Origin of the sequence: Cytobacillus kochii (genome assembly GCF_020171845.1) — a bacterium.
Taxonomy (GTDB): domain Bacteria; phylum Bacillota; class Bacilli; order Bacillales; family Cytobacillaceae; genus Cytobacillus; species Cytobacillus kochii.
The window spans coordinates 200944-223592 of record NZ_JAIVAM010000005.1; the positions used below are offsets into that span (position 1 = coordinate 200944).

The 22649-nt window shown below is 35.9% G+C and carries 13 protein-coding genes; 1 reads left to right on the top strand and 12 read right to left on the bottom strand.

The genetic code is table 11. The features are described from left to right. Positions 1-7: 7 nt before the first annotated feature. The 4 genes from LCM23_RS09990 to LCM23_RS10005 form a co-directional block, all read right to left on the bottom strand. Positions 8-757 carry an SDR family NAD(P)-dependent oxidoreductase gene (locus LCM23_RS09990; RefSeq protein WP_224936815.1) on the bottom strand — a complete coding sequence of 250 codons (750 nt, stop codon included), beginning with the start codon at positions 755-757 and terminating at the stop codon, positions 8-10. Next, the gene (locus tag LCM23_RS09995; protein WP_095371516.1) at positions 747-1397 is read right to left on the bottom strand and encodes a GNAT family N-acetyltransferase; all 651 of its coding nucleotides are present in this window, start codon (positions 1395-1397) and stop codon (positions 747-749) included. Before LCM23_RS09995 ends, LCM23_RS09990 begins: the two co-directional genes overlap by 11 nt. A 224-nt stretch (positions 1398-1621) precedes the next feature. Then, entirely contained in the window at positions 1622-2293 is a 672-nt protein-coding gene (locus LCM23_RS10000; protein ID WP_224936816.1) for a response regulator transcription factor, read from the bottom strand. A gap of 11 nt (positions 2294-2304) precedes the next feature. After that, on the bottom strand, positions 2305-2454 hold the full coding sequence (locus tag LCM23_RS10005; RefSeq protein WP_224936817.1) for a hypothetical protein: 150 nt from the start codon (positions 2452-2454) through the stop codon (positions 2305-2307). Between the two features lie 112 nt (positions 2455-2566). Between LCM23_RS10005 and LCM23_RS10010 the strand changes: the two genes are divergently transcribed. Beyond that, positions 2567-3577: a helix-turn-helix domain-containing protein gene (locus tag LCM23_RS10010; RefSeq protein ID WP_224936818.1), complete on the top strand. Its 1011-nt coding sequence runs from the start codon at positions 2567-2569 to the stop codon at positions 3575-3577. On the opposite strand, the gene LCM23_RS10015 is transcribed toward LCM23_RS10010, so the two are convergent. From LCM23_RS10015 to fabF, 8 genes are read right to left on the bottom strand one after another with little or no spacing between them, the layout of a single operon-like run. Continuing rightward, on the bottom strand, positions 3564-4619 hold the full coding sequence (locus tag LCM23_RS10015) for a GntG family PLP-dependent aldolase (RefSeq protein ID WP_224936819.1): 1056 nt from the start codon (positions 4617-4619) through the stop codon (positions 3564-3566). The two genes, LCM23_RS10010 and LCM23_RS10015, sit on opposite strands and share 14 nt — an antisense overlap. Next, on the bottom strand, positions 4600-5838 hold the full coding sequence (locus tag LCM23_RS10020; protein WP_224936820.1) for an ATP-grasp domain-containing protein: 1239 nt from the start codon (positions 5836-5838) through the stop codon (positions 4600-4602). The genes LCM23_RS10015 and LCM23_RS10020 overlap by 20 nt, the downstream gene beginning before the upstream one ends. Continuing rightward, positions 5816-6871, bottom strand: coding sequence for a PLP-dependent cysteine synthase family protein (locus tag LCM23_RS10025; protein ID WP_224936821.1), 1056 nt, complete (start codon positions 6869-6871; stop codon positions 5816-5818). The genes LCM23_RS10020 and LCM23_RS10025 overlap by 23 nt, the downstream gene beginning before the upstream one ends. Further along, entirely contained in the window at positions 6865-7788 is a 924-nt protein-coding gene (locus LCM23_RS10030) for a GHMP family kinase ATP-binding protein (RefSeq protein ID WP_224936822.1), read from the bottom strand. Before LCM23_RS10030 ends, LCM23_RS10025 begins: the two co-directional genes overlap by 7 nt. Then, complete coding sequence (locus LCM23_RS10035; RefSeq protein ID WP_224936940.1) at positions 7781-9274, bottom strand: argininosuccinate lyase; 1494 nt, start codon at positions 9272-9274, stop codon at positions 7781-7783. Before LCM23_RS10035 ends, LCM23_RS10030 begins: the two co-directional genes overlap by 8 nt. Next, complete coding sequence (locus LCM23_RS10040) at positions 9243-13226, bottom strand: non-ribosomal peptide synthetase (RefSeq protein WP_224936823.1); 3984 nt, start codon at positions 13224-13226, stop codon at positions 9243-9245. Before LCM23_RS10040 ends, LCM23_RS10035 begins: the two co-directional genes overlap by 32 nt. 4 nt (positions 13227-13230) lie before the next feature. Continuing rightward, positions 13231-21372 (bottom strand): non-ribosomal peptide synthetase, encoded by an 8142-nt coding sequence (locus LCM23_RS10045; protein WP_224936824.1) that lies wholly within the window; start codon positions 21370-21372, stop codon positions 13231-13233. A 14-nt stretch (positions 21373-21386) separates the two neighbouring features. Next, positions 21387-22628 (bottom strand): beta-ketoacyl-ACP synthase II, encoded by a 1242-nt coding sequence (gene fabF, locus LCM23_RS10050; RefSeq protein WP_224936825.1) that lies wholly within the window; start codon positions 22626-22628, stop codon positions 21387-21389. Positions 22629-22649: the final 21 nt, after the last annotated feature.

The window sequence follows — 22649 nt, forward strand, 5'->3', positions numbered from 1 at the left end:
CATCCATTCACATTAGTCCTCCATCAACGACTAATGTTTGCCCCGTGATATAACTTGATTTGTCTGAAGCAAGAAATGATACAGCTTCAGCAACTTCTTTTGCAGTCCCTAATCTGCCCATGGCGATTTTCTTTCGAAACTCAGTCATCTGCTTTTCTGGAATTCGATCTACCATTCCAGTTTCTTCAATATATCCTGGAGCAACTGCATTCACCCTGACATTATAAGGGGCATACTCCTTTCCAAGTGAACGTGTTAAACCAATTACACCCGCTTTACTTGCGCTATATGCACTTAGTCGTTCTATTCCTACCAACCCTGAAAGGGATGATATATTAATAATTGAACCGCTTTGTGCTAACAACATGTGAAAAGAAACGGCATGAATGCAATTAATTGTTCCCATAATGTTGGTGTCCACAATCTCTTTCCACATCTCTACCGGGTTACTTGGAATTAATGCACCACCAAAACTGATTCCCGCGTTATTAACAAGTACATCAATTCGCTTATGCGTGGATATTATATTTTGAAAAACATTTTTGACCATTTCAATATCATTGACATCCAGTTTTTCAAAAAACACACGCTCATGACCCGTTTCTTTTTTTATCTCCTCAACTACTTGTTTGATTTCTGATAAAGAAGATCGATATAGCATGATTACAGTTGCACCTAATTCAGTAAAATGCTTTGACATACTTTTTCCTATTCCTTTTGAAGCTCCTGTTATGACTACTACCTTTTCACTCCACATTAACACCAACACCTTTTACCAAACTTGGAAAGCACTCATCCTTCCATTGATGATTGAGATATTCATATAATTCTTTTCTAGTTTTCTCCTTTTCACTTTTGGGGATCATATCCTCTGGCAGATTCCCCTCATCCTGAGAGTAATATTCCTCCCTCAAAATAGAAGAAACCACAGCATCATGATACTCTCCATCTAAGAAGAAATAGTCACGTAGCACCCCTTCTATTGTGACTTTATTTTTTATTAGAAAACGAATAGTCCTCAAGTTGTATAAACCATTAATGAATTGAACTTTGTGAGCATTTTTAAAATGAAATAAATAATCTAAGATCAATAATGAGGCTTCTGCCCCGTAACCCATATCCCATAAATCGGGATTTCCTATTACACCACCAAGTAAATAACTTCCTTCATACTTCTGAGGCTGCCAGGAAATAAATCCTATCTTTTCATTGTCATGTGTAAGCACTGTGGCATAATTTGTATTCCCTGTTCTAATATCAGCCTTAATGTCCTCCAATGTGGCAAAGTCTTGGGCTCCTCTCGCCAATGCACTTACTTTTGATGGACAAACCCATTTTGAGAACAACTTAAAATCTTCTTCTTCAAGAGCCTGTAGTTTAACAAAATTACCTTTCATAATTTCCTCCTATTTGTATTTATTAAGCTCATCATAAAATAGGAGTGGGTCAAAAGAACCCGTAAATCACGCAAATGTAAGTCGTCTTCTTACATTCTCCTATCTTAGTTCTGTGTTACTAGTTGGGATGTGTATACTGTATAAATAAAGTGGAGGTGAACCTCACTTTTGAACTATTTCCCTCTATTTTTTCCATAAAAAAAAGTCTGACATTTGGTCAGACTCTATGCATATACCGTTTGAACTTTTCTTATACTTATTGATTGATTCTGCAATAGTATGGCCTTCGTCATCTTAACCGCCAGACCCACTCTTGAGTTTACTTTTAATTTTTGCATACTAGATGTAATATAGTATTCAACTGTCCGCTTACTTAAATACAAAGTATCTGCGATTTGTTGATTGGTTTTATCATTTATTAACTCTTCTACGACTTTTAACTCCATTTCAGTTAAAATCGTAGGTATATACTTCAACTCTTCGTCAAGATCAAACGGAATTTTATTAGCCATTAAAGGAAAGATATATTGCTTTAATGCTGTCGAAAAGTAAAAGCCGCCCTTTTCTATCATTTCAATAGCAAAATGTATCTCTTCTGGTTTTTCCTTTGAAACGATTCCTTGGACATTACTTACAACAGAGATTAAATGCTGCTCCCTTTTTCCAATTAATACAATGCTAGGAACTTTATTTTCTAGAAGACTGTCTATATAAATGCTTTTAACTTTATTAATAATTGCCAAGGAGAATCCCTTTAAAAATAGTGGATCTTGTAAAAGATTTTCATTGTTTAAGTAATGAAGCTGATATTTGTCCTTATTCAATAATACGGAATGTATCGAGCCTTTTTTGAACGCCTTCTCTTTCCCCACAATCAAAACTTTTTTAGGCTTCATAACTTTTTCTCCTAGTGATGGCCTGGGATAGGTTTATCTTCGAATATACCTATACCGATGTTATCAGCACCATTACTTTGTACTACTTCAGATTTAATCACTCCATTAAATACGCCTATAGTAAGTAGTAAACCAACAATAAATTTATTTAGGACTTTCATCCTCTTTTTCCCCTCCTTTTGATTATCTAATACCATTATCACCCAAAAATTTGTTAAAATGTATATGTATTTACGCAATATTTAGACATATTTCATTAGGAGGATTGGTCTTTTGGAGAAAACAGGTGAAAAAATTGCCTATTATCGAAAGAAAAACGGGTTTTCTAGGCAATATTTAGCTGATAATATATGTGATGAATCCACTTTATATCGTATCGAAAAAGGACAGCAACTGCCTAGATTGGATATACTGAAAGAGATCTGCATGAAACTTAATATCCCTATTGAATACATTTTATCAGATAATGATGAAGCAGAACTTATATCCTACGTACAAAAATTTAAGAGGCTTTGCCGTGAGAGTCTCTATCAATTAGATTTTATCACTTTACAATACCACTATGAAGAGGCAAAAAATTTCTCTAATAACAACCCTTTATTAAACAACCGACAATTCCTCAGATTTCTAAGTTGGATTGAGGCAGTTCTTTATCATAAACGAGATCAAAACCCTGAAAAGGCTGAAATACTGCTACGAAAACTCATCCAAAACGGTAAAATTATTAACGAAATAGATATTAATATAACGAATTCTCTTGGATTATTACTCTTGGAACAAAATAAATTAAAAGAGGCTCTTCGTCTTTTTAGCTCATCATACAAAGCTTTAGAAAATAGTCCCTATATTGAGGATAAGTCCCTCTTCCCTAGAGTAGCCTATAATCTGGCCTGTCTTTACTATGAAAATCATAGAGATAGTGAATGCTTTGATATTTGTTATCGCCTAGAGTACTACTTACAATCTAATCACTTATTTTATTGTGCAGGAGAAGTAAGATATCTATTGGGCATTCTACATAAGCGAAAAAACGATTTAGATATCTCCCAACAATACTTCGATGAAGCAGTAAATATATTTTCTTTTGAAAGGAAATATGCTTTCTGTAGCCAATCACTACACTCCCTTGCAGAAATTCACTATTTAAAAGGGGATTCCAGAAATGGTGAGTTACATGTTAACAAAGCATTAAGCATAGCAGATTCAATTAATGATCAAGAAATATCTAACGCCATCAAAAAAGAAATAAAGCATACTATAAAACAGTATGCTAGTAGGATTTAATAATAGTAGAGTGTAGTATCTCTTTTATGATCTTAATTGTTGAAGTGATATCGTCATCTGTAATATGTCTATGAATAACCGCTCGTATTCTACCATATCCCATCTCAGAAAATATTACATTATTTTTTTCTGCAGCCTCAAGAAATGACTTCCAAGTGAAATTTTCATTATTGATTTTGAACATGATTATATTTGAATGTACATCCTTTGTTTCAACCTCAATCCCATCAATCGCTTCTAATTCTTTCGCAAGTCTTTTCGCTTTCTGATGATCTTCTGTCAGTCTATCTATCATGGTTTGAAGGGCCACCAAGGCGGGAGCTGCTAAAATTCCCGCCTGGCGCATTCCTCCACCCAACATTTTTCTAATTCTTCGTACTTCGTTAATGTGTTGTTTTGTTCCTGATACAATCGAGCCTACAGGTGCCGATAATCCTTTTGATAAACAAAATTGTAAAGAGTCCACATGCTGTGTAATCTCTTTTATATCGACACCCAATGAGAGAGCTGCATTAAAAACACGGGCCCCGTCCATATAGATAGGAATATGATTTTCATCCCCAAAACGCTTTATCTTACTTAAGTAATCTAAGCTTAACGCTTTCCCTCCACACCTGTTATGTGTATTCTCAAGACAAATTAATGCCGGCAGAGCAAATTGAGGATCGTTCTTATCAATTGGAATTGCGTTGGTTAAATCTTCTATAGAGAGACTTCCATCTGACTGTGTACGAATAGGTTCGTACATAATCCCCCCGCAAACGGAAGCTCCTCCAGCTTCAAAAATATAGATATCAGATTCATCGCCAACAAGTGCTTTTGTTCCTCTTGGGCAGTATGCCATGATAGATGCTAAATTAGCCATTGTACCACTTGGCATAAAGCAGGCCGCTTCTTTCCCTGTTAACTTTGCAGCAAATTCTTCAAGATGATTTACTGTTTCATCCTGCCCATAGACATCATCACCTAGCTTTGCTTCTTGTATTGATTGCATCATGGCATCTGTTGGCAACGTAATTGTATCACTTAAATAATTGATCATGTACACACTCCTCAATTCGCATTGATTGTTCAAAACCATCCAATAAACATTTCATTTCACTATAAGTTTGTGAGGCTACCACCATATAACCTATTCGGCCATACGCATTTTCCGCTTTCTTTACATAGTCACCAGGTACTTTAGAATAACGAATCTCTTTTATATCACTATGAGATGTAACATTATGCAATTCTTTTATTTCCCCTGACACACTAGGCACTAAAAATTTGATACCTGCAGTTAAAGACTTTTTTTTCTCAATTATCGGTTCAATTCCTGATGCATTCTTTAATTGTTCTTTAAGCAGATCCACTCCAGTTGCATATTTTATAAGTTCAGGTATCATACCTCCTGCAAGTCTCCCATTAAACTCCACTAAAAATACTTTATTATCTTTTATCTTTATCTCTAGATGAGCAGGTCCTGATTTCCAATGTAAACTTTCAAGAATAAGTAAAACCCCTTTTTCAATTATTCCTTTAAGATTTTCACCTATCCTAGCTGGAAATACATGACCACTTTCTATAAAAAAATCGCCCTTCTTTAATTGTTTTTCTGTCACTCCTATCAGATGATGTTTACCTTTAACGGAAAAAACTTCTACGCTGTATTCTTGCCCTTCTATATACTCTTCGATCAAAGCTCCTTGTTTTTTCATTTGACCTCTGACATTATGAGTAATTCTCATTATCTCTTTTGCATATGCAGATAATGATGGATAGTCCATACATTTACGTACGAAATTGGACCCGCTATCATCAATTGGCTTTACAATGACTGGATAAATAAGTTCACCTTTTAATAATTCTAAGTCTTGCTCTGATTCTACTAATCTAAAATATGGTTGATAGACTTCTGAGCATTCTCTTAATACCTGTCTAACAGCAGACTTATTTCTTACAATTTCGATTGTATCTGGCGAATTCCCAGAAAAATGAAAAAGGCGATTCAAACATGCGACAGTATAAATATAAAATTCACTTGTTGTTGTAATACCTGCAATCTCTTCTAATGCAAAGTGATTCAAAATTGTATGTTTCAAACCTTCTAAATCATTCGTTTCTGCTATAACAACCTCACAATCAATTAACGTCAATTGCTCATAACGGCTAGAATTATTTGTTATGAACACTGGCCTTAACCCTAGTTCCACCGTTTTTTCCAGTGCCAGCATTCCTGTACCAGTCGTATTAGATTCAATAAACAGCAACTTTTTCATTCACTTTCTCCCCTCGATTGATATGGGTATATGACCAATTACACACATCCTTAATATCCTTTTCCTCGACAGGATTCATGTTTAAACAATTGCTGAAGATACCGTGTTTCCTTAAATACTTCTCATCATATATTGAATGAAAATAGCGATCCCCTCTGTCTGGAAAAATGCCAACAATCACATTGTCTTTGTTGACTTGTGTACTTAGCCATCTACTTACAGCATAAACACTCCCCGAGCTATTTCCAGCAAATATCTTCTCATGTCTAGCAAGTTCTAGAGTCCATGAAAAAGCTTCCTGATCATTCAGCCAATGCACACTATCTATTATGGAGTAATCAACATTTTGCGGCTTCAAGCTATTCCCCAATCCTCCTTGCAGTCTGTGGGGCTGATCTTTTTGTTGGAAAATCGCACTTCCTACTGCATCTACTGCAATAACCTTTAATGAGGGATTCTCCTTTTTTAAAGCTTTAGCCGTTCCACATAAGGACCCTCCACTTCCCACTGCCGCTACCAAATAATCAACTCTACCGATATCATTGATTAAGTCATTGGCCAAATCCTCATAAGCAAGGGGGTTATTAGGATTTTCATATTGTCTTGGCCAAAAGGCATTGGGATGGGATTCCATAAAGCGATGAAGGTAATTAAGTCTCGCCCTTTGCCACCCTCCCTCCTCTTCCATTTCTTTTACAATATGAACATGGGCTCCCAAAGCCTTCATTTTTGCCAACGTTAACTGATCAATACGTGGATCCGTAATAATATGCACATCATAGCCGAGATACGTTCCTACTAATGTAACTCCCATAGCCAATGTACCTGAAGAACTTTCTACAATGACGCCTCCAGGTTTTAAAATTCCCGCATTGATTGCTTCATAAATTGCCTTTTTTGCTACTCGATCCTTCATACCAAAAGGATTATTCATCTCTAACTTTGCATAAACCGGTGCGACACTATTTGCTTCAAGCCGTAGCCTGACTGCTGGTGTCCTACCTATCAGATTGATCATACTATCATTCACCAAAGCCACCCCCCGCCTTCTCTTGTAGAGGGTAGGGAGTGAAAGACTTCAGCACTTAGTCCAAAGGATTTAAACTTTTCAATACCCTTTTTCAATTTATCTATATAATTGGGATCCGTATCCGATAGTAAAACTCCAATATAAGTACCACTATGAGCTGTAACTATACCAATCCCTCCTATTTCTTGATTAATTCTTTTCATTTTATCTATTAACAATTTCGGTCTAACCTTTTGATTCATCTCTGTACTTCTTGTCGCTACCTGCCCCAGTAAGTTCACATCGCCTACTACAATAGCACCTTCTGCCTGTTGTAAAAGACGTTCATATTCTACCTTTTCTTTTTGATTAAATGGTTTAATTTGGTGGTTGAACTCAATTGTATCTACTACCCCACCTTCATCAATTGCAAGAACGGTTAATGGTGGACAACTACCAAAGTTGCCTCTGATCTTAACTTCGCGATGGTAATAAGACACAACGCCTTCATACATTATGCCATCGGAGGGCTCAATTCTTCTCATCATCTCTTCTAAAAGATAAATAGGAATCTTAATTGGGTAACAGTCTTCTATTGCCCTTATAGCTGCCACCATATCAGCAGTCGAGCTCGCCAACCCTTTCCCCTCAACAAGCTCACTATCTATTTCCAGTCTTCCTCCTGTAGGTAAGTTAAAATAAGACAAAATATTAATAGCTAATTGTCTAGTTTTTTTCTTATGAGGAGGAAAAACTTCTAACTCTTGAGCAGATGGGGATGAGTTAAAATAGCAAGTCGAAAACCGATTAATCGGAAAAGTGACTAAAAATTCCTGATTATCTGGTAGGATCCCTTGTAGGAATTCTCCAAAGGTACCACATGCTCTACCAACACCGGTAATCACTTCGTTATCACATACCATTTTGGCTTCCTTAATCATTTACATTTTCCTTTCCGGGCACCCATTTATTCAATCTCTGCTTTGCCTCGGTCACCTTTTCTGTTATCCGATTAAAACGACGAATAAACTCTGCGTTTTGCCTTTTCTGACACTCTATGATTTCATTTACTTCTTCAGGATGAACAGAGCCGGCTGTAATTTTTACAAACAAAGCCTTTTCTGGGTCAAATATATCAACTAAAGTAGCTTGATTCATCTGAAGCTGTTTATAGCCATACCGCTCGCAGACTTGTGATAATAATAAAATAGGTAGTTTTTTTGGCGCAATTCCCTCATTGATTGCTAAGGTGATGAATTCACCTGAAATGACTTGGGCCTTACGATAAGGAATGCCTTCTTTAGCTGATAAATAATTGGCTAACGTAAATCCACCAAGGTAATCCTCTTCACATCTTTTTTTCATCTTATTTATGTTGAAATCAATATTCTCAAAAATAAGTAGCAGAAGATCAGCAATGTCATTTGCTGTTTGGAAAAGCCGTGGAAGGTTGCTCGATGATTCCTTTGAAACCTCCACTAGATTACTAAAGGGTGTATTCCGTTGACCCAACATAAAATCCTGATAATAACTAATTAGATGACTTGTTTTTCCTCTAATTCTCTCTAGTATAGGAAGATTTCTTTTTTGTGGCATGGAGGAAGAGATACCTACTAGTTCATCAGGAAAATGAAGGAATTGATATTCACTACTCCCCCAGTTCATCATATCTGTCATGAAACGGCTCATATTCACACCAAAGAATGCCAGACTCTCTCCTATTTCTAAGATCCAATCCCGTGATGCCACACATACTAAAGCATGTCCACCAAATGAATCGAAACCTAGATCATTTGCCATCATTTCCAAATCCCATGGATACTCCTGACCTGACATTGCCCCAGAGCCTAATGGACAACTTTCATTTATAGACTCCAAACAAAGAACCATTTTCTCTAATGTCTTCTGTATATGACGGCTTATGGCAGTCAGATAGAATCCTACACTCATCACCTGCGCCGTTTGAAAGTGTGTATAGCCTGGCATAATCGTCCTTTTGTACTTAGAAGCCAGTGCCCATAACTCTATCAAGAGCTTTTGAAATTTTTGAATGAGACTGATCCATGAATCCCTTGCATACATTAACTGTCCGCATGCCTGTAAATCATTTCTGCTTCTGTCTAAATGCCAATTTAATACTGGCTTACCCAAGTTCTCATCAATTGCCTTTTCAATAGAAAAGGCAATATCATTCATATTAGAATAGGCGCTTTTAATAATATTTTCTTTTTGTACAGATTCTACGCTTTCTAAGAGTTTTACAGCATCTGTTGTATTAATTAAATTCATTTCCTCATAAGATTTTATGAGCACTTTTTCAATAGAAAGATAATGTTCTAGATAGTTTTCTGACTCAAACAATAGCTGCGGATATAATATAAGCTTATTCATGATTTCATGCGGGGGACTCTTGACTCTTCCTGTCATTCTCAATTTGCTTCATCTCCTTTAACGATAATAATTGATCCATCATTGTTCCTATTACTACAGAATGTGGAGATTCCAGTAAATTATTATGATTACCATCAACTGGTATGACCGTTACCTTGCCTAACGTCCTATTCCGCCAAATGTTTTCATCTACAAGTGCATGAGGCTGAGTCTCATCAATCTTTTGACATTTAAAAAGAATTAAATCTGAAGTAATTTCTTGAACAAACTTATACGACTCACATGCAATGTTATTCTTCCCCATTACTTCAATGATTCTTTTGACATCCTCTTGTTCTGAGCCTTTAGGTAGTACACCTTTTCTAATCGCTCTCTCTAAGACTTCTGCATATTTATCCTTATTTGAAAGTTGACTAAATGCCTCTAAGTCCATCCCTAAACTATGTGCCCATACGATCAATGGATCCCTATTAGCTACTGACTGCAAGTTATGAAAAGGGTGAGCATCAAAAAGTATCACTGATGACACATGATAGTTTCGCTCTTCTAATATTCTTGCCATTTCTACCGCAATTGTCCCACCCATGGACCAACCAGCTATTCTGTACGGACCTTCTGTTTGAATTTTTAATACTTCCTCCACATATTTAACTGCCATTTCTTGTATAGTACTTAATGGTTGCTGATTATCTCCATATCCAATGGATTCTATTCCATATATAGTAAGATTTATAGACATATCTTTCACGAGAGGCATATAACAGAGTGCCCCCCCACCTCCCGGATGAATCAAAAATAATGGGGGGTGAGTTGTATCTGATTGCTTTAAAACAACTACATTATTATCAACTTTCACTTTGTTGCCATCTTCAATAAATTCACTCAATTGCTCAATCGTTCTATACTTAAATAAATCAGAAATCGTCATACTGATATTAAACTCTTTTCGAACGGCAGCAACTACTTCAATGGCTTTTATACTGTAACCACCGAGATCAAAGAAATCCTCTTTAACCCCCAATTCTTTAATACCTAATACCTCTTGCCAAATGTGACAAAGTTTGATTTCCACATGGCTCTTTGGCATTAACTTCACTTTGCTCACAAGGTCATTTCGCTCAAAAGGCAATTCGTTGACGAGAAGTTTACCATTTGAGGAGAGGGGGATTTCATCCACCCAAACAAAGGATGCTGGTACCATATAATGTGGAAGCACTTGTTGCAGTCTCCGTTTTATGTTTGCAGCTATTATTTGACTATCTTTATTTTTAACAAGAAAAGCATAGATTTGATTTTCTCCATTATTTATATGTGTAACGACTGCAGCATCTGTTATCTCAGGGTAATCTAGAATTGTACTTTTTATCTCGTTTAATTCTATTCGAAAACCTCTAATCTTTACTTGGGAATCCTTCCTTGATATAAACAAAAACTCATTGTTTGCCAGTTGCTTCACAATGTCCCCTGTTTTGTAAAACATTTGATTTTTTCCACTTACATCTAAAGTAATAAATGTGTTTTTTGTTAACTCTACATTGTTAATATACCCCTGTGATACACTTGGACCACCAATAAACAATTCTCCTTCAACGCCTTTAGGAACGAGTTGAAGATTCTCATCTAATACTATTAGTTGGTAACCTCCAAAGTTTTTCCCTATTGGCATCGTTACGTTAGGGTATGTTTTACTACATATATGATAACTTGCCGCAACAGTCGCTTCTGTTGGCCCATATAAGTTGACTAGTCTTGCATCGATATTAATCGATTCATAGAATTTTTCTACTATTCTCCTATTGAGTGCTTCACCTCCTGTGAAAACCAGTCGAAGCGAGTCATTATTATTAAATAGAGATTGATCATTCAATTTATCTATTAAACTATGAAACAGCTGTGCTCTCGTGACTCTTTCTTGATACATTAAATTCGCTAAATAAGCGATATCAAATTGATTCTCTTGTTTCGTGAGAACCAATGTTCCTCCTCCTATCAGCGAACCAAATATTTCGGTTATTGACGCATCAAAAGTAAAATTTATGTTTTGTAAGACCCTTTCACTTTCTTGATAAGGAAACACTTCTAAGTAATCATCAATATGATTGAGCAATGATGCATGTGTAACTTTAACTCCTTTTGGTTTGCCGGATGAACCCGATGTATATATTACATATGCTAGCATCTCATCTGGAGGCAATTCCTTTAAACACAGGAGTGGTTTATCCAGCTCTGATTGCATTGCCTCTTTTATGTTTATAATCTGATAAGGGACCCCATGTTGATTCACTACTTTATCAGTCAACAAAAGCGGGGCATTTGCATCACTAAGCATATAATTCATCCTGTTTACAGGAAGCGCTGGATCAATTGGTAAATACGCACACCCGCTTTTGATAATTCCCAATATTGCCGCTATTTGCTCTAAAGTCCGACTCATCGAAAGACCTATTATGCTCCCTTGTTTACTACCGTTTCTTCTTATTATGGCTGCAATCTGATTACTCTTTCTCTCCAATTCTGCAAAAGTATAACTGCCTGAATCTGTTTTGACAGCGCAGGCATTTGGCTTATAAAGAGAGTGATAGGCAATCCTATCATGGATATAAGATGGCGGCCTTCCCTTCATATTAAAGCTTGTTAATTCGGCAATTTCATGTTTACTCATAAAGCTCAATTTAGATATTGGCTTATTAGGATCCGCCATAATATCTTGAACTAATTGAATATAATGATTAATGAACCTTTCCATTGATTGCTTGCTTAAAATATCAGGGTTGTACTCAATTTCTGCATATGCTTGATTTCCTTCAGCATTTATATACAGGACCTTATCAAACTTTGATGTACCTGTATTAATTTTTTCATACTCGACCTTTAAACATTGTTCACCTTCTGTTCCTTGCTCATGGTAAGTAAATAGAACCTGAAATATCGGATGATAAGAGTTTTCCCTTTTGGGATTAACCTCTTGGACAATTCTCTCAAATGGAACCGTACTGTTTTCGTATACATTTAGAAAAGATTTGATTGTCTTTTTCAATACGGATGAAAATTTACTATAGGGTTTTAAAGACATACGGATAGGAAGTGTATTAACAATAAATCCAATCATATCTTCGGTAAATGCTGCTTTTCTATTAGATATTGGACTACCTATGACAATATCTTTTTGACCGGTATATCTATAAAGTAAAATAAAATAGGCTGCCATAAAAAAGGCGTTCATTGTGGATCCACTCTTTTGAGTATACTCCCTTACCTTTCCTACCAACTCGTTAGGAAAAGATAGCCTAATATTGTTGCCGCTGTAGGTTTGTTCTCTTGGTCTTGGGAAATCAGCTTGTAATTGTAAAAAGGGAGAAGCATCTTTCAAGTATTCCTTCCAGAAGCCAATACTCTGTTCTAGTTTCCCATCAAGAAGTGACTCACTTTCCCAATTAGCAAAATCCGCATAGTGATATTCAGGATCGCTAATTTGAAGCTCATCCCCTTTTTCTAAGTGTGTATATATATTTAAAAGTTCTTTTTTGAATATATCTAAGGACCACGCATCATAAATAATATGGTGTACATTAAAAAGAAAGTAATGAAAATGCTCATCGATTTTAATTAATTCAAAATTAATGAGAGGACCCTTTTCGATATCAAATGCTTTTTTTGCAAAGCTCTGTATATACTCTTCTAACTTTACTTCTTCTTCAATTTCTTGCTTATTTTTCATTATCAATTTAAAAGTTGGAGAAGAGACAGAAACTTTTTGTACTGGCTCTCCATCCACTTCAAGAAATGTCGTTCGAAATATTTCATGCCTTTCAATCATTTTCATAATTGAAAGTTCTAGTATGTTTTCATTTAATCTACCACTAAGCTTAAAGATAAAAGGAATATTATAAGTTGGACTCTTTTGAAATAACTTTTCAAAATACCATATTCTCTTTTGTCCAAAAGAAGCCGGGAGAAGATACACATTTTCTTCTAATGACTCGTCCATTTTTTCACTCCTTTCCACTATAAGTAACTGTTCTTTTTATTCGCTCAACTTTTCTCACAGCTACGGTCTTATTATCACTTTGACCTGCTTTTAGAGAAAGATAGGCCGTTAAGCTTCGTATCGTAGGGTATTTAAAAATATCAATTAAGGATAAATCCTTGCCGATTTCATCTTTTACAGCGGCAATCATACGTACAATTAGCAAAGAATAGCCACCCAATTCAAAGAAATTGTCATCGGGACGTATCACTTTTCCTGGTAGAAGATGATCCCATATTCTTTTCATATCCTTTTCCATTTTTGTTTGAAAAGAATAAGAGCCCGTGTGTTCCTGTTGACTAGACCAAGCCATTAACTTCAATACATCTACTTTTCCATTTTTCGTAACAGGAATTTCTGGTATGGATATAAATTTGTTAGGTATCATCGACAATGTCAGTACTTCTCTCAACCGAATCCGTAGTTCATTCGGATTAAACATTTCCTTGTTTACTACGACAAAAGCAATTAAGTGAACATCGTCATCTGTATTTACATCTATTACTGCACAATCAGTAATTTGAGTTTCATTAACAATAGCCGCTGCTACTTCATTCTTATCTACTCTTACACCTCTTATTTTTATTTGATGATCTTTCCTACCCAAAATCTCAATTAATCCATCTGGACGATATCTCCCCAAATCACCTGTCCTATATAACACATCATCTGAAGAACCTGACCATTTATGTTGTTCAAATATCTTGTCTCGGGAATTAATATAGCCCTTAGACATATAAGGTGTTCTTATTGTAATTTCACCCATTTCACCAACTCCACATTGATCACCACTTTTATTCACAATAAGAAGTTGAGCATCAGAAATAGGGCTACCAATAGGCATTACTGTATTACTTTGTAATGCTGAATCGATGGGACAACTGCTCTTGGCTAAAGTTGTTTCCGTTTGACCGTAAAAATTATTAACCTGGGCACATGTTACCTCTCTCCACTTCTCTACCAAATAATCAGGTAACGGTTCACCGGCAAAAAATATGTGCCTTAATGAAGGCAATTTTATCTTCAAACCGCTTCTAAACCAGTGCATGGTAATAGACGGGACAGCGTGAAGGAGCGTGATTTTTTTCTCATTGAGCCAATGAAAAATATCTTCCTCCTCATCCTCTACAGGTACACAAACTGTAGATCCACTTGTTAACGGTAAAAATATATCACGTAAGTATACATCAAACGTTGTATGAGTCAGCTGGGCACTTCTATCTTCATTACTGACACTAAAATGGTTTCTTTGCCAATTGAGAAAATGTGAAAGGCTATTATGAGATCCTAATATTCCTTTCGGTTGACCTGTAGTACCTGAAGTAAAGAATATATAAGCATTGTCATGATTGATAGGTTTCATACTTCTTGAATTCTCCAACCTATTAACAAACTCATCTACATGGTATGTAGCGAGAGTACTAATTGAAAAAACGCTCTGATGAATGCCTAAATTGTCAGTAAGAATAATTGCCTTAGCTTTCGACTGCTCAATCATTTGAGTAACCCGTTGTGCAGGTAGGTCATTATCAATATTTAAAAACGTTCCGCCTGCCTTTAATACACCTACGATTGTGCCTATCATCGAATAACTTCTTTTGCCTTGAATAGCAATAACATCCCCTGGTTTAATGCCACATCTTCGTAAACCAATGCTCACTTTATTAGAATAATTAGATAATTGCGTATACGAGTAAAATTTATTACCTTCTTCCACGGCGATTTTCTCGGGCGTGTTCTTTGCCCAATATTCAACCTGTTCGGTAACAGAAGGATAGCTTTTTTTGTACAGTGGTTTCTCTGGGTTAGGCAATATTTTTTTTGATTTTCCCGTCATTAAACTCGGTCGTAGGATCGATTGTTCTTTGTTAGCGATAAAAGTATTTAATAGACTCAAGTATTGTTCAAAAAAGTCTTCCATTCGCTCCACTGAAAATAAATGATTTTGATAAGCTATACTGAATTTAAATTGATCTGCTGTCTCTTCAATATATAAAGTCATCAGGAATTTAGACGTTATATCCGCTACTTCTAGTTCAGCTATTTCCTCACCATGAACGCTGAACGTTTTTTGCTCTTCAAACTTCCGATAATTTATTAATATGTCAAATAACGGATTCCGGTCTATATTTCTTTCAGGTTGAACAGCCTCAACAATTTGTTCAAAAGGAATATCTTGATTTTCGAATGCGCCCAAGACAATTGCTTTTGTCTTCATTAAAAACTCGGTAAAACTCAAATGCTCATTGATATCCGCTTTAAGTGGTAGCGTATTTAAATATAACCCTACTGCCTTTTCTAATTCGGTATTACTTCTATTAATAATCGGTGTACCTAGAGTAATTTCCTTTTGCCCACTTAAGCGGGATAAAAGAACATAAAATGCACTCAAGAAAAACATAAATGGGGTTACTTTATTGCTTCTAACAAAAGCCCTAATTTCATTGGCTTTATTCAAATCAATTTTTTTGTGAATCGTATGATTATATCTTGTGTTATTTTCTAAATGATCCATTGGAAGCTGAATAATTGGAATATCTTCATTAAATATCTTTTTCCAATATTCTAGTTGATGTTGGATTTTACTCTGCTTATTAGACAACCAATAAGTATAATCTAAATACTGAATTGGCTCTTCTGCAAAACAATCCTCATTCCCCATATAAACTTGAATAAGCTCATTTTTTAGTACATTTATAGACCAACCGTCACAAATAATATGGTGAAGTATTAGTACGAAGATATCTCGTTCCTCACATCGCAAAACACTTCCTCTAATTAACGGCGGGTCTTCTAGGTTAAATTTCATTTTCATCTCAAGATTAATGCACTCTTGTAAAGTAGCCTCACTTGCCTCTATAACCTTCACACACTGTTCATATCCAGGAATGACCTTCTGAAAAGGAAAACCATCGATTTCTAAAAATTGAGTCCTCAATGATTCATGCCGAATAATAAGTTTGTTTATTGCATCATTTAAACGATTTATATCAAACCTTCCAGTTGATTTTAAGATAAGCGGAAGGTTATAACTCGTATTATCTGTATTTAATTTTTCTAAAAACCAAATTCTTTGCTGTGCATCAGTCAAAGGATGCCAATCTTGTCTATCTGCTACCTTAACAATCGGTGACAATTCTGAAATAGAAGTAGAAGCTTGAATCAAATTGGATAATTGTTTAACTGTAGGATTTTCGAATAATGATCGTACGGTTAAAGAGATTTGAAAGGCTTTGTTTATTTGCGAGATAATCTGTACGCCTAATAAGGAATGGCCGCCTAATTCAAAAAAATGATCATTCAGTCCAACAGAATCAATGCCTAATCTTTCACTCCAAATATCTGCTACTTTCTTCTCTATCTCACTTTCAGGGATTGCGTAATCCTGATTAATCATAAGATGTTCCGCATTGGGTTGAGGAAGAACTTTTCTATCTACTTTTCCATTTGCATTCAGCGGAAAACTCTCTAACTTCATATAATAGGCAGGTATCATATAAGAAGGTAAGTGTTCTGTTAGATGTTCTCTTATATCAACAGCCTGCTTATCTTCACCTACATTTAAAATGTAATAACAACTTAATTGCTGTCCATTTGCAGTGACAATGGCTTCTTTTATAAAATCTAAAGCTGCAATACTACTTTCTATCTCTCCAAGTTCTACTCTCATTCCTCGAATTTTAATTTGATTATCATCTCTTCCGAGGAACATAATCTCGCCATGTTCATTTAAATATCCTCTGTCCCCTGTTCTATACATCTTCTCACCTTCAAAAAAAGGATCAGCAACAAAGGACTCATTTGTTTTTTTAGGGTCATACAAATAGTCTCTGGCAAGACCAATGCCAGCTATATAAAGATCTCCTGGAACCCCATATGGAAGTGGATTTAATTGATGATCAAGCACGTATACCCGATTATTATCAATAGGGCGTCCAACTGATACAATATCTGTTTCAAATTCGTCATCAGGCGTGCAATCATAACACGTTGAATCAATAGATACCTCTGTTGCTCCCCAGGAATTAAATAATTTACCAGGCATTTTTTCGTAGAATTTTTTGACCAATGAAGCCTTTAATGCCTCACCACTAGATACAACAACCCTTAAATTAGATAATTTCTCTTTCTGCAAAGGTGTGATTTCCTCAATAACCATCTTGAGCATACTTGGCACAAATTGTAGCAGAGCCACCTTGTATCGTATTGCATATTCGATAATACTTGTCGGTTCACGATGTGCACCTGGAGGAATGAATGCGACTGCTCCTCCTATCATCAATGGCCAGAAAAACTCTACTGCTGAATCATCGAAAGTTAAAGTTGTCTTCTGCAAGGCTACTTCATTTTCTTGTAGTTTATGTTTATTTTGCATCCAACACATACGATTAACCCAACCCCTATGTGTACTACTCACTCCTTTAGGGGTGCCAGTGGATCCCGAAGTATAATATACAGATACCAAATGATCTGGAGATATTTTCACCGTTGGCTTTTCACTCTTGTAGGTACTGAAAGAATCTATTAATTCATATTCTATAAATGTAGTATTTGTAGCTGCTAATCCCTTTTCATCTGTGATACAAACAATTGATTTAGCACTTTTCAATAAACTATACACACGTTGTACAGGTGCTTCCTTATCGATTGGCAAATAGGCGCCTCCTGCCTTTAAAATACCAAGCATAGCAACCACAAGCCCCAAGGACCTATCCATCCTTAACCCTACCGGTTGATCAGGTTTCACACCTCTTTCTATCAGAACATGTGCTAATTGATTGGCGCGCTTATCTAGTTCTTCATAAGTTAAAATCTCATTTTCAAAGATTGCTGCAGTAGCAGAAGGCGTTTTTTTGACCTGTTCTTCAAAAAGCTCATGTAGGCAACAGTTAGGAAAATCCACCTTCGTATTATTTAAATCTACTATTAACTCCCTTTTACTCTCTTCCTTGATGATAGAAATATCTTTAATTTTGATTTGCGTGTTTTCCATCACCGATTGAAGGATTTGAAGAAAGATATTGTTATATTGCTTCATAATCTTTTCACTAAATAAATCACTTCTATATTCCCACTTGCCTAGATATTCTGCCCCTTCTTTTTTAATAAATAATGTTAAATCGAATTTCGATAAACCATTAAAAACAGATTTAATGGGGCTGAGGTTTAAATCTTCAACTGTAACATCTGTATTTGGCATTTCTTCAAAAGCAAACATATATTGAAAGAAAGGACTTCCAAACAACTTCCTATTAGGCCTAACCTCTTCAACAACCTTTTCAAAAGGAACATCATCATTTGAAAACACATTCATCGCTTTATTTTTTATCTGCTTTAAGAATTGTTCAAAGCTGTTATCATTATCTATTTCATTTCGTATCACAACCGTATTAACAAATAAGCCAATAATGTCTTCAAAATTTGCTTGCTTTCTTCCGGCCACAGGGGACCCTACAGAAATATCATGTTCACCTGAAAGTCTATGTAGAAATATAATATAAATAGCCAAAAATACAGTGTACACCGTTACATCCTTATGCTTGCAATAGTTTTTTAGCTCCTTTATTATTCCTTCTGGTAATGAAAAGGTAATTTCTTCTCCTTGCATTGAATTGGATTGCTTTTGCTTACCAGCTGATAAGTTTACTATCGGTTGCTCTTTTTCTAGTTCCTTTTTCCAAAAGGCAAGTTGCTCATCCATATATGGCTGATTCCAATGGGCAGATTGCATTGAAATATAATCTTGGTATGTTACCTTCGTTTTTTCTTTCAATTCTTTTTCTTGCATAAATGATTGATAATGTCTAAAGAGCGCTTGAATAAAAACATGATCAGACCAACCATCTGAAATGATATGATGAAAATTAAAATAAAAAATATGCGTATTTTCTGCTAATTTATAAAGCTTGAATCGAAAAACCCTTTCTTTTTGTATATAGAAAGGAATTTTTGCATCGATCTTCATAAAATTAACTGCCTGTTCTCTTGCCAATTCTAATGGGTAGTCTGACAGATCAACTTCCGATACAGTTATACCTTCAATGACATCTTTATATTGGTAAGGTTCTCCATCCTTGTCACCAAACCGGTAGGAAAAAATATCATTTTCTATACATGTTTGATGAAGACTCGCCTTTAAACCAACAGTATCCAAGAGTCCATTGATTTCTATATAATGAGGTAAATTATATAAAGGACTGTCACCTTCCAATTTATTTAAAAACCATAAACGTTTTTGTGCATCAGATAGGCAAGATGGTTCGCCGTTCTGTATTTCTTTGCATGCCAACTCCTCATTTTTACCATCCTGATACTTTTCATTTATGAGAATAGATAATTGTCTTATCGTCTTTGCTTCAAAAACATCTTTTAAAGTAAGGAAAAGGTTAAATGTTCCATTAATTCTTCCTACTAACCTTGCTACGAAAAGAGAGTTACCACCTAATTTGATAAAAGGCGTATCCATATCAACAACCTCTAAGCTTAGAAGTTGTTTCCAAATCGCAGCCACCTTTTCCTCTGTTATATTGGCAGGGACACTTTCTATATTGCTTCTATAAGGCGTTGGTAGCTTCTTCCTATCCACTTTTCCATTTAATGATAATGGGATAGATTCCACTTCTATAAATACGGAAGGAATCATATGTTCAGGCAACTTAGTATTAAGATCATCTCTCAATTCAGACTCCTCGAGCACAAAACCTTTACTAAATTGCACATATGCTACTATACTCATTTCTCCAGATTGGTCCCACGGTGTTGCTATGCACCTTTTTATTTCTTTTCTTTTTTCTAGAGAAGCTTCAATTTCTCCGAGTTCAACTCGAAAACCACGAACCTTTACTTGAAAATCTTTTCTCCCTATATATTCTATTGCTCCGTCTGACCTTTCCTTACACCAGTCCCCTGTTTTATATAAACGGCCCCTCTCTTTATTTGGATGATGTATAAAGGAATGTCTAGTTAATTCCTCTCGATTGTAATAACCTCTTGCAAGGCCAATCCCTCCGATATATAATTCCCCAGTCTCTCCAGGAACAACTGGTGCGAGGTTTTCGTCTAAAATATATAGTTGAGTATTACTTATCGGATAACCAATAGGTACAACTCTTTCACTTTCATCACCTGTACACTTCCAAAATGAAACATCTATTGCTGCTTCTGTTGGACCATAGTAGTTATATAAATTAGTGTTTTCATATTTAGAAAAAAAATCTAATTCAATTTTCTTTGTTAGGGCTTCACCACTGCAAATCACCCTTTTCAATGATGTTTTCTGTTTAGCTGGAATTACTTCAAGAAAGACAGATAACATGGACGGGACGAAATGTATGGTTGTTACGTTCTGTTCTCTAATTAAATTCAACAAGTAAGTGGGATCTTTATGTCCTCCCGGCTTAGCCAATACGATAGCAGCACCGGTCATTAATGGCAAAAAGATTTCCCATACTGAAACATCAAAACTGTACGGGGTTTTCTGGAGTACTCTATCGGCAGTTCCTAAGACATGTTCATTCTGCATCCACTGTAAGCGGTTGTTTAATGCTTGATGTGTATTTGCCACTCCTTTAGGTTTCCCTGTTGAGCCCGAAGTGTAAATAATATACATTAAACGATTATTATCTCCTTGTACCAAAGGGGATTCTCCAGAGTGAACTTTCCATTTCTCCTCATCTACTAGAATTTTTTTATCTATTAATTTATTCATTGCTATAAATAAGTTTTCTTTTTCTTTTGAGGTAATTAAAAATGGCGAATGAATATCCTCCACCATATATGACAGCCTATCTGATGGATAATCTGAATCTAACGGCACATAAGCGCCTCCTGCTTTTAAAATACCTAAAAGCGTGATTACCATATTAAAGGAACGATCTAAACATACAAGTACAGGTTCTTCAGGCTGAAGACCTTCACTGAGTAGATAATTTGCCAACTGATTTGCTTTTTGATTTAAATCAGCATATGACATAGCTTTGTTTTCAAAAATAATTGCAGGAAGGTTAGGTGTTTGAATCGCTTGCAGTTCAATTAATTCATGTATACATTTATCACTATTCGGAAAATTTATTTCAATTGATGATGAACCCTTCTTCGTTATATCCATAATCCACCCTCCCTTTACACATTCCATTCTTTCACTACTAAACTTGCGTTATGACCACCAAACCCAAATGAGTTACTCAAAGCCACTTTTACCTGTTTCGCTACTGCCTCATGTGGGACAAAGTTAAGATTTAATTCAGGATCAATATGATCACAATTGATTGTAGGATGTATAAGATTTTCCCTTATAGAGCAGATACTTGCTACTAGTTCAACCGCTCCTGCTCCCCCTAGTAAATGGCCTGTCATTGATTTTGTTGCACTTATGGGAATATGTGTTGCTGCTTCCCCCCACAGTTTTTTAATGGCCATTGTTTCATAATAATCATTGTATTTTGTACTCGTACCATGAGCATTGATATAATCAATTTCAGAGAGTTCTACGCCAGCATCCTCAATAGCTTTCTTCATTGACATCATCATTCCCTCAGCACTTGGGTCAGGAGCAGTCTGATGATAGGCATCTGAAGTAGAGCCATATCCAGCGACTTCAGCTAGAATAGTAGCCCCTCTATTTCTTGCAAAATTTTCAGACTCAAGAATAAGAACTCCCCCACCACTTCCTAGTACAAATCCATCCCTATCTTTATCAAATGGTCTACTTGCACCTTGTGGGTCATCATTTCTAGTGGATAGTGCTTTAATATTAGAAAATCCCGCAAGATCTAATGGGGTCAAATCTCCTTCTGCTCCGCCAACAATCATTACATCTGCTTCACCCCACTGGATTGCTCTTAAACCTTCACCTATACAATTTGTACCCGTGGCACAAGCAGTAACAAATGCGCCACTCTTCCCTTTAGCGCCAGTTAATAAAGTGATTTCACTAGAGGCTGCATCTACTACCATAGATGAAACAAGATAGGGGCTGACCCTTTTAGCCCCTCGCTCAATCAGCCTTTTATCATTTTCTAATACAGTATTAAGCCCGCCAGAACCCGAACCAACGATTACACCTATCCGATAGGGGTCAATATTTTGTAAGGGCAAACGTGATTGTTTAAGTGCCTCTTTTGTCGCAATTAATGCATATTGAGTATATGCATCCATACGTTTTATTTCCTTACTATTAAAATAGTCTTCGGCTTGGTAATCTTTGATTTGTGCTGCAAACTTAGTTGTAAAAGGCTCCGTATCAAAATTAGAAATGGCCTCTACCCCGCTTTTACCACGAATTAAATTTGCCCAAAATTGCTCTACCCCAATTCCAATAGGGGTGACAACACCCATCCCGGTTACAACTGCTTTTTGTTTCAATGTTTATCCTCCTAATTACTG

Coding starts and splice junctions, on each gene's coding strand:
- LCM23_RS10000 (WP_224936816.1), bottom strand. CDS start 2,293: ATGAAGCCTAAAAAAGTTTTGATTGTGGGGAAAGAGAAGGCGTTCAAA.
- LCM23_RS10035 (WP_224936940.1), bottom strand. CDS start 9,274: ATGACAGGAAGAGTCAAGAGTCCCCCGCATGAAATCATGAATAAGCTT.
- LCM23_RS10040 (WP_224936823.1), bottom strand. CDS start 13,226: ATGGACGAGTCATTAGAAGAAAATGTGTATCTTCTCCCGGCTTCTTTT.
- LCM23_RS10005 (WP_224936817.1), bottom strand. CDS start 2,454: ATGAAAGTCCTAAATAAATTTATTGTTGGTTTACTACTTACTATAGGC.
- LCM23_RS10015 (WP_224936819.1), bottom strand. CDS start 4,619: ATGATCAATTATTTAAGTGATACAATTACGTTGCCAACAGATGCCATG.
- LCM23_RS09995 (WP_095371516.1), bottom strand. CDS start 1,397: ATGAAAGGTAATTTTGTTAAACTACAGGCTCTTGAAGAAGAAGATTTT.
- LCM23_RS10030 (WP_224936822.1), bottom strand. CDS start 7,788: ATGATTAAGGAAGCCAAAATGGTATGTGATAACGAAGTGATTACCGGT.
- LCM23_RS09990 (WP_224936815.1), bottom strand. CDS start 757: ATGTGGAGTGAAAAGGTAGTAGTCATAACAGGAGCTTCAAAAGGAATA.
- LCM23_RS10045 (WP_224936824.1), bottom strand. CDS start 21,372: ATGGATATAACGAAGAAGGGTTCATCATCAATTGAAATAAATTTTCCG.
- LCM23_RS10020 (WP_224936820.1), bottom strand. CDS start 5,838: ATGAAAAAGTTGCTGTTTATTGAATCTAATACGACTGGTACAGGAATG.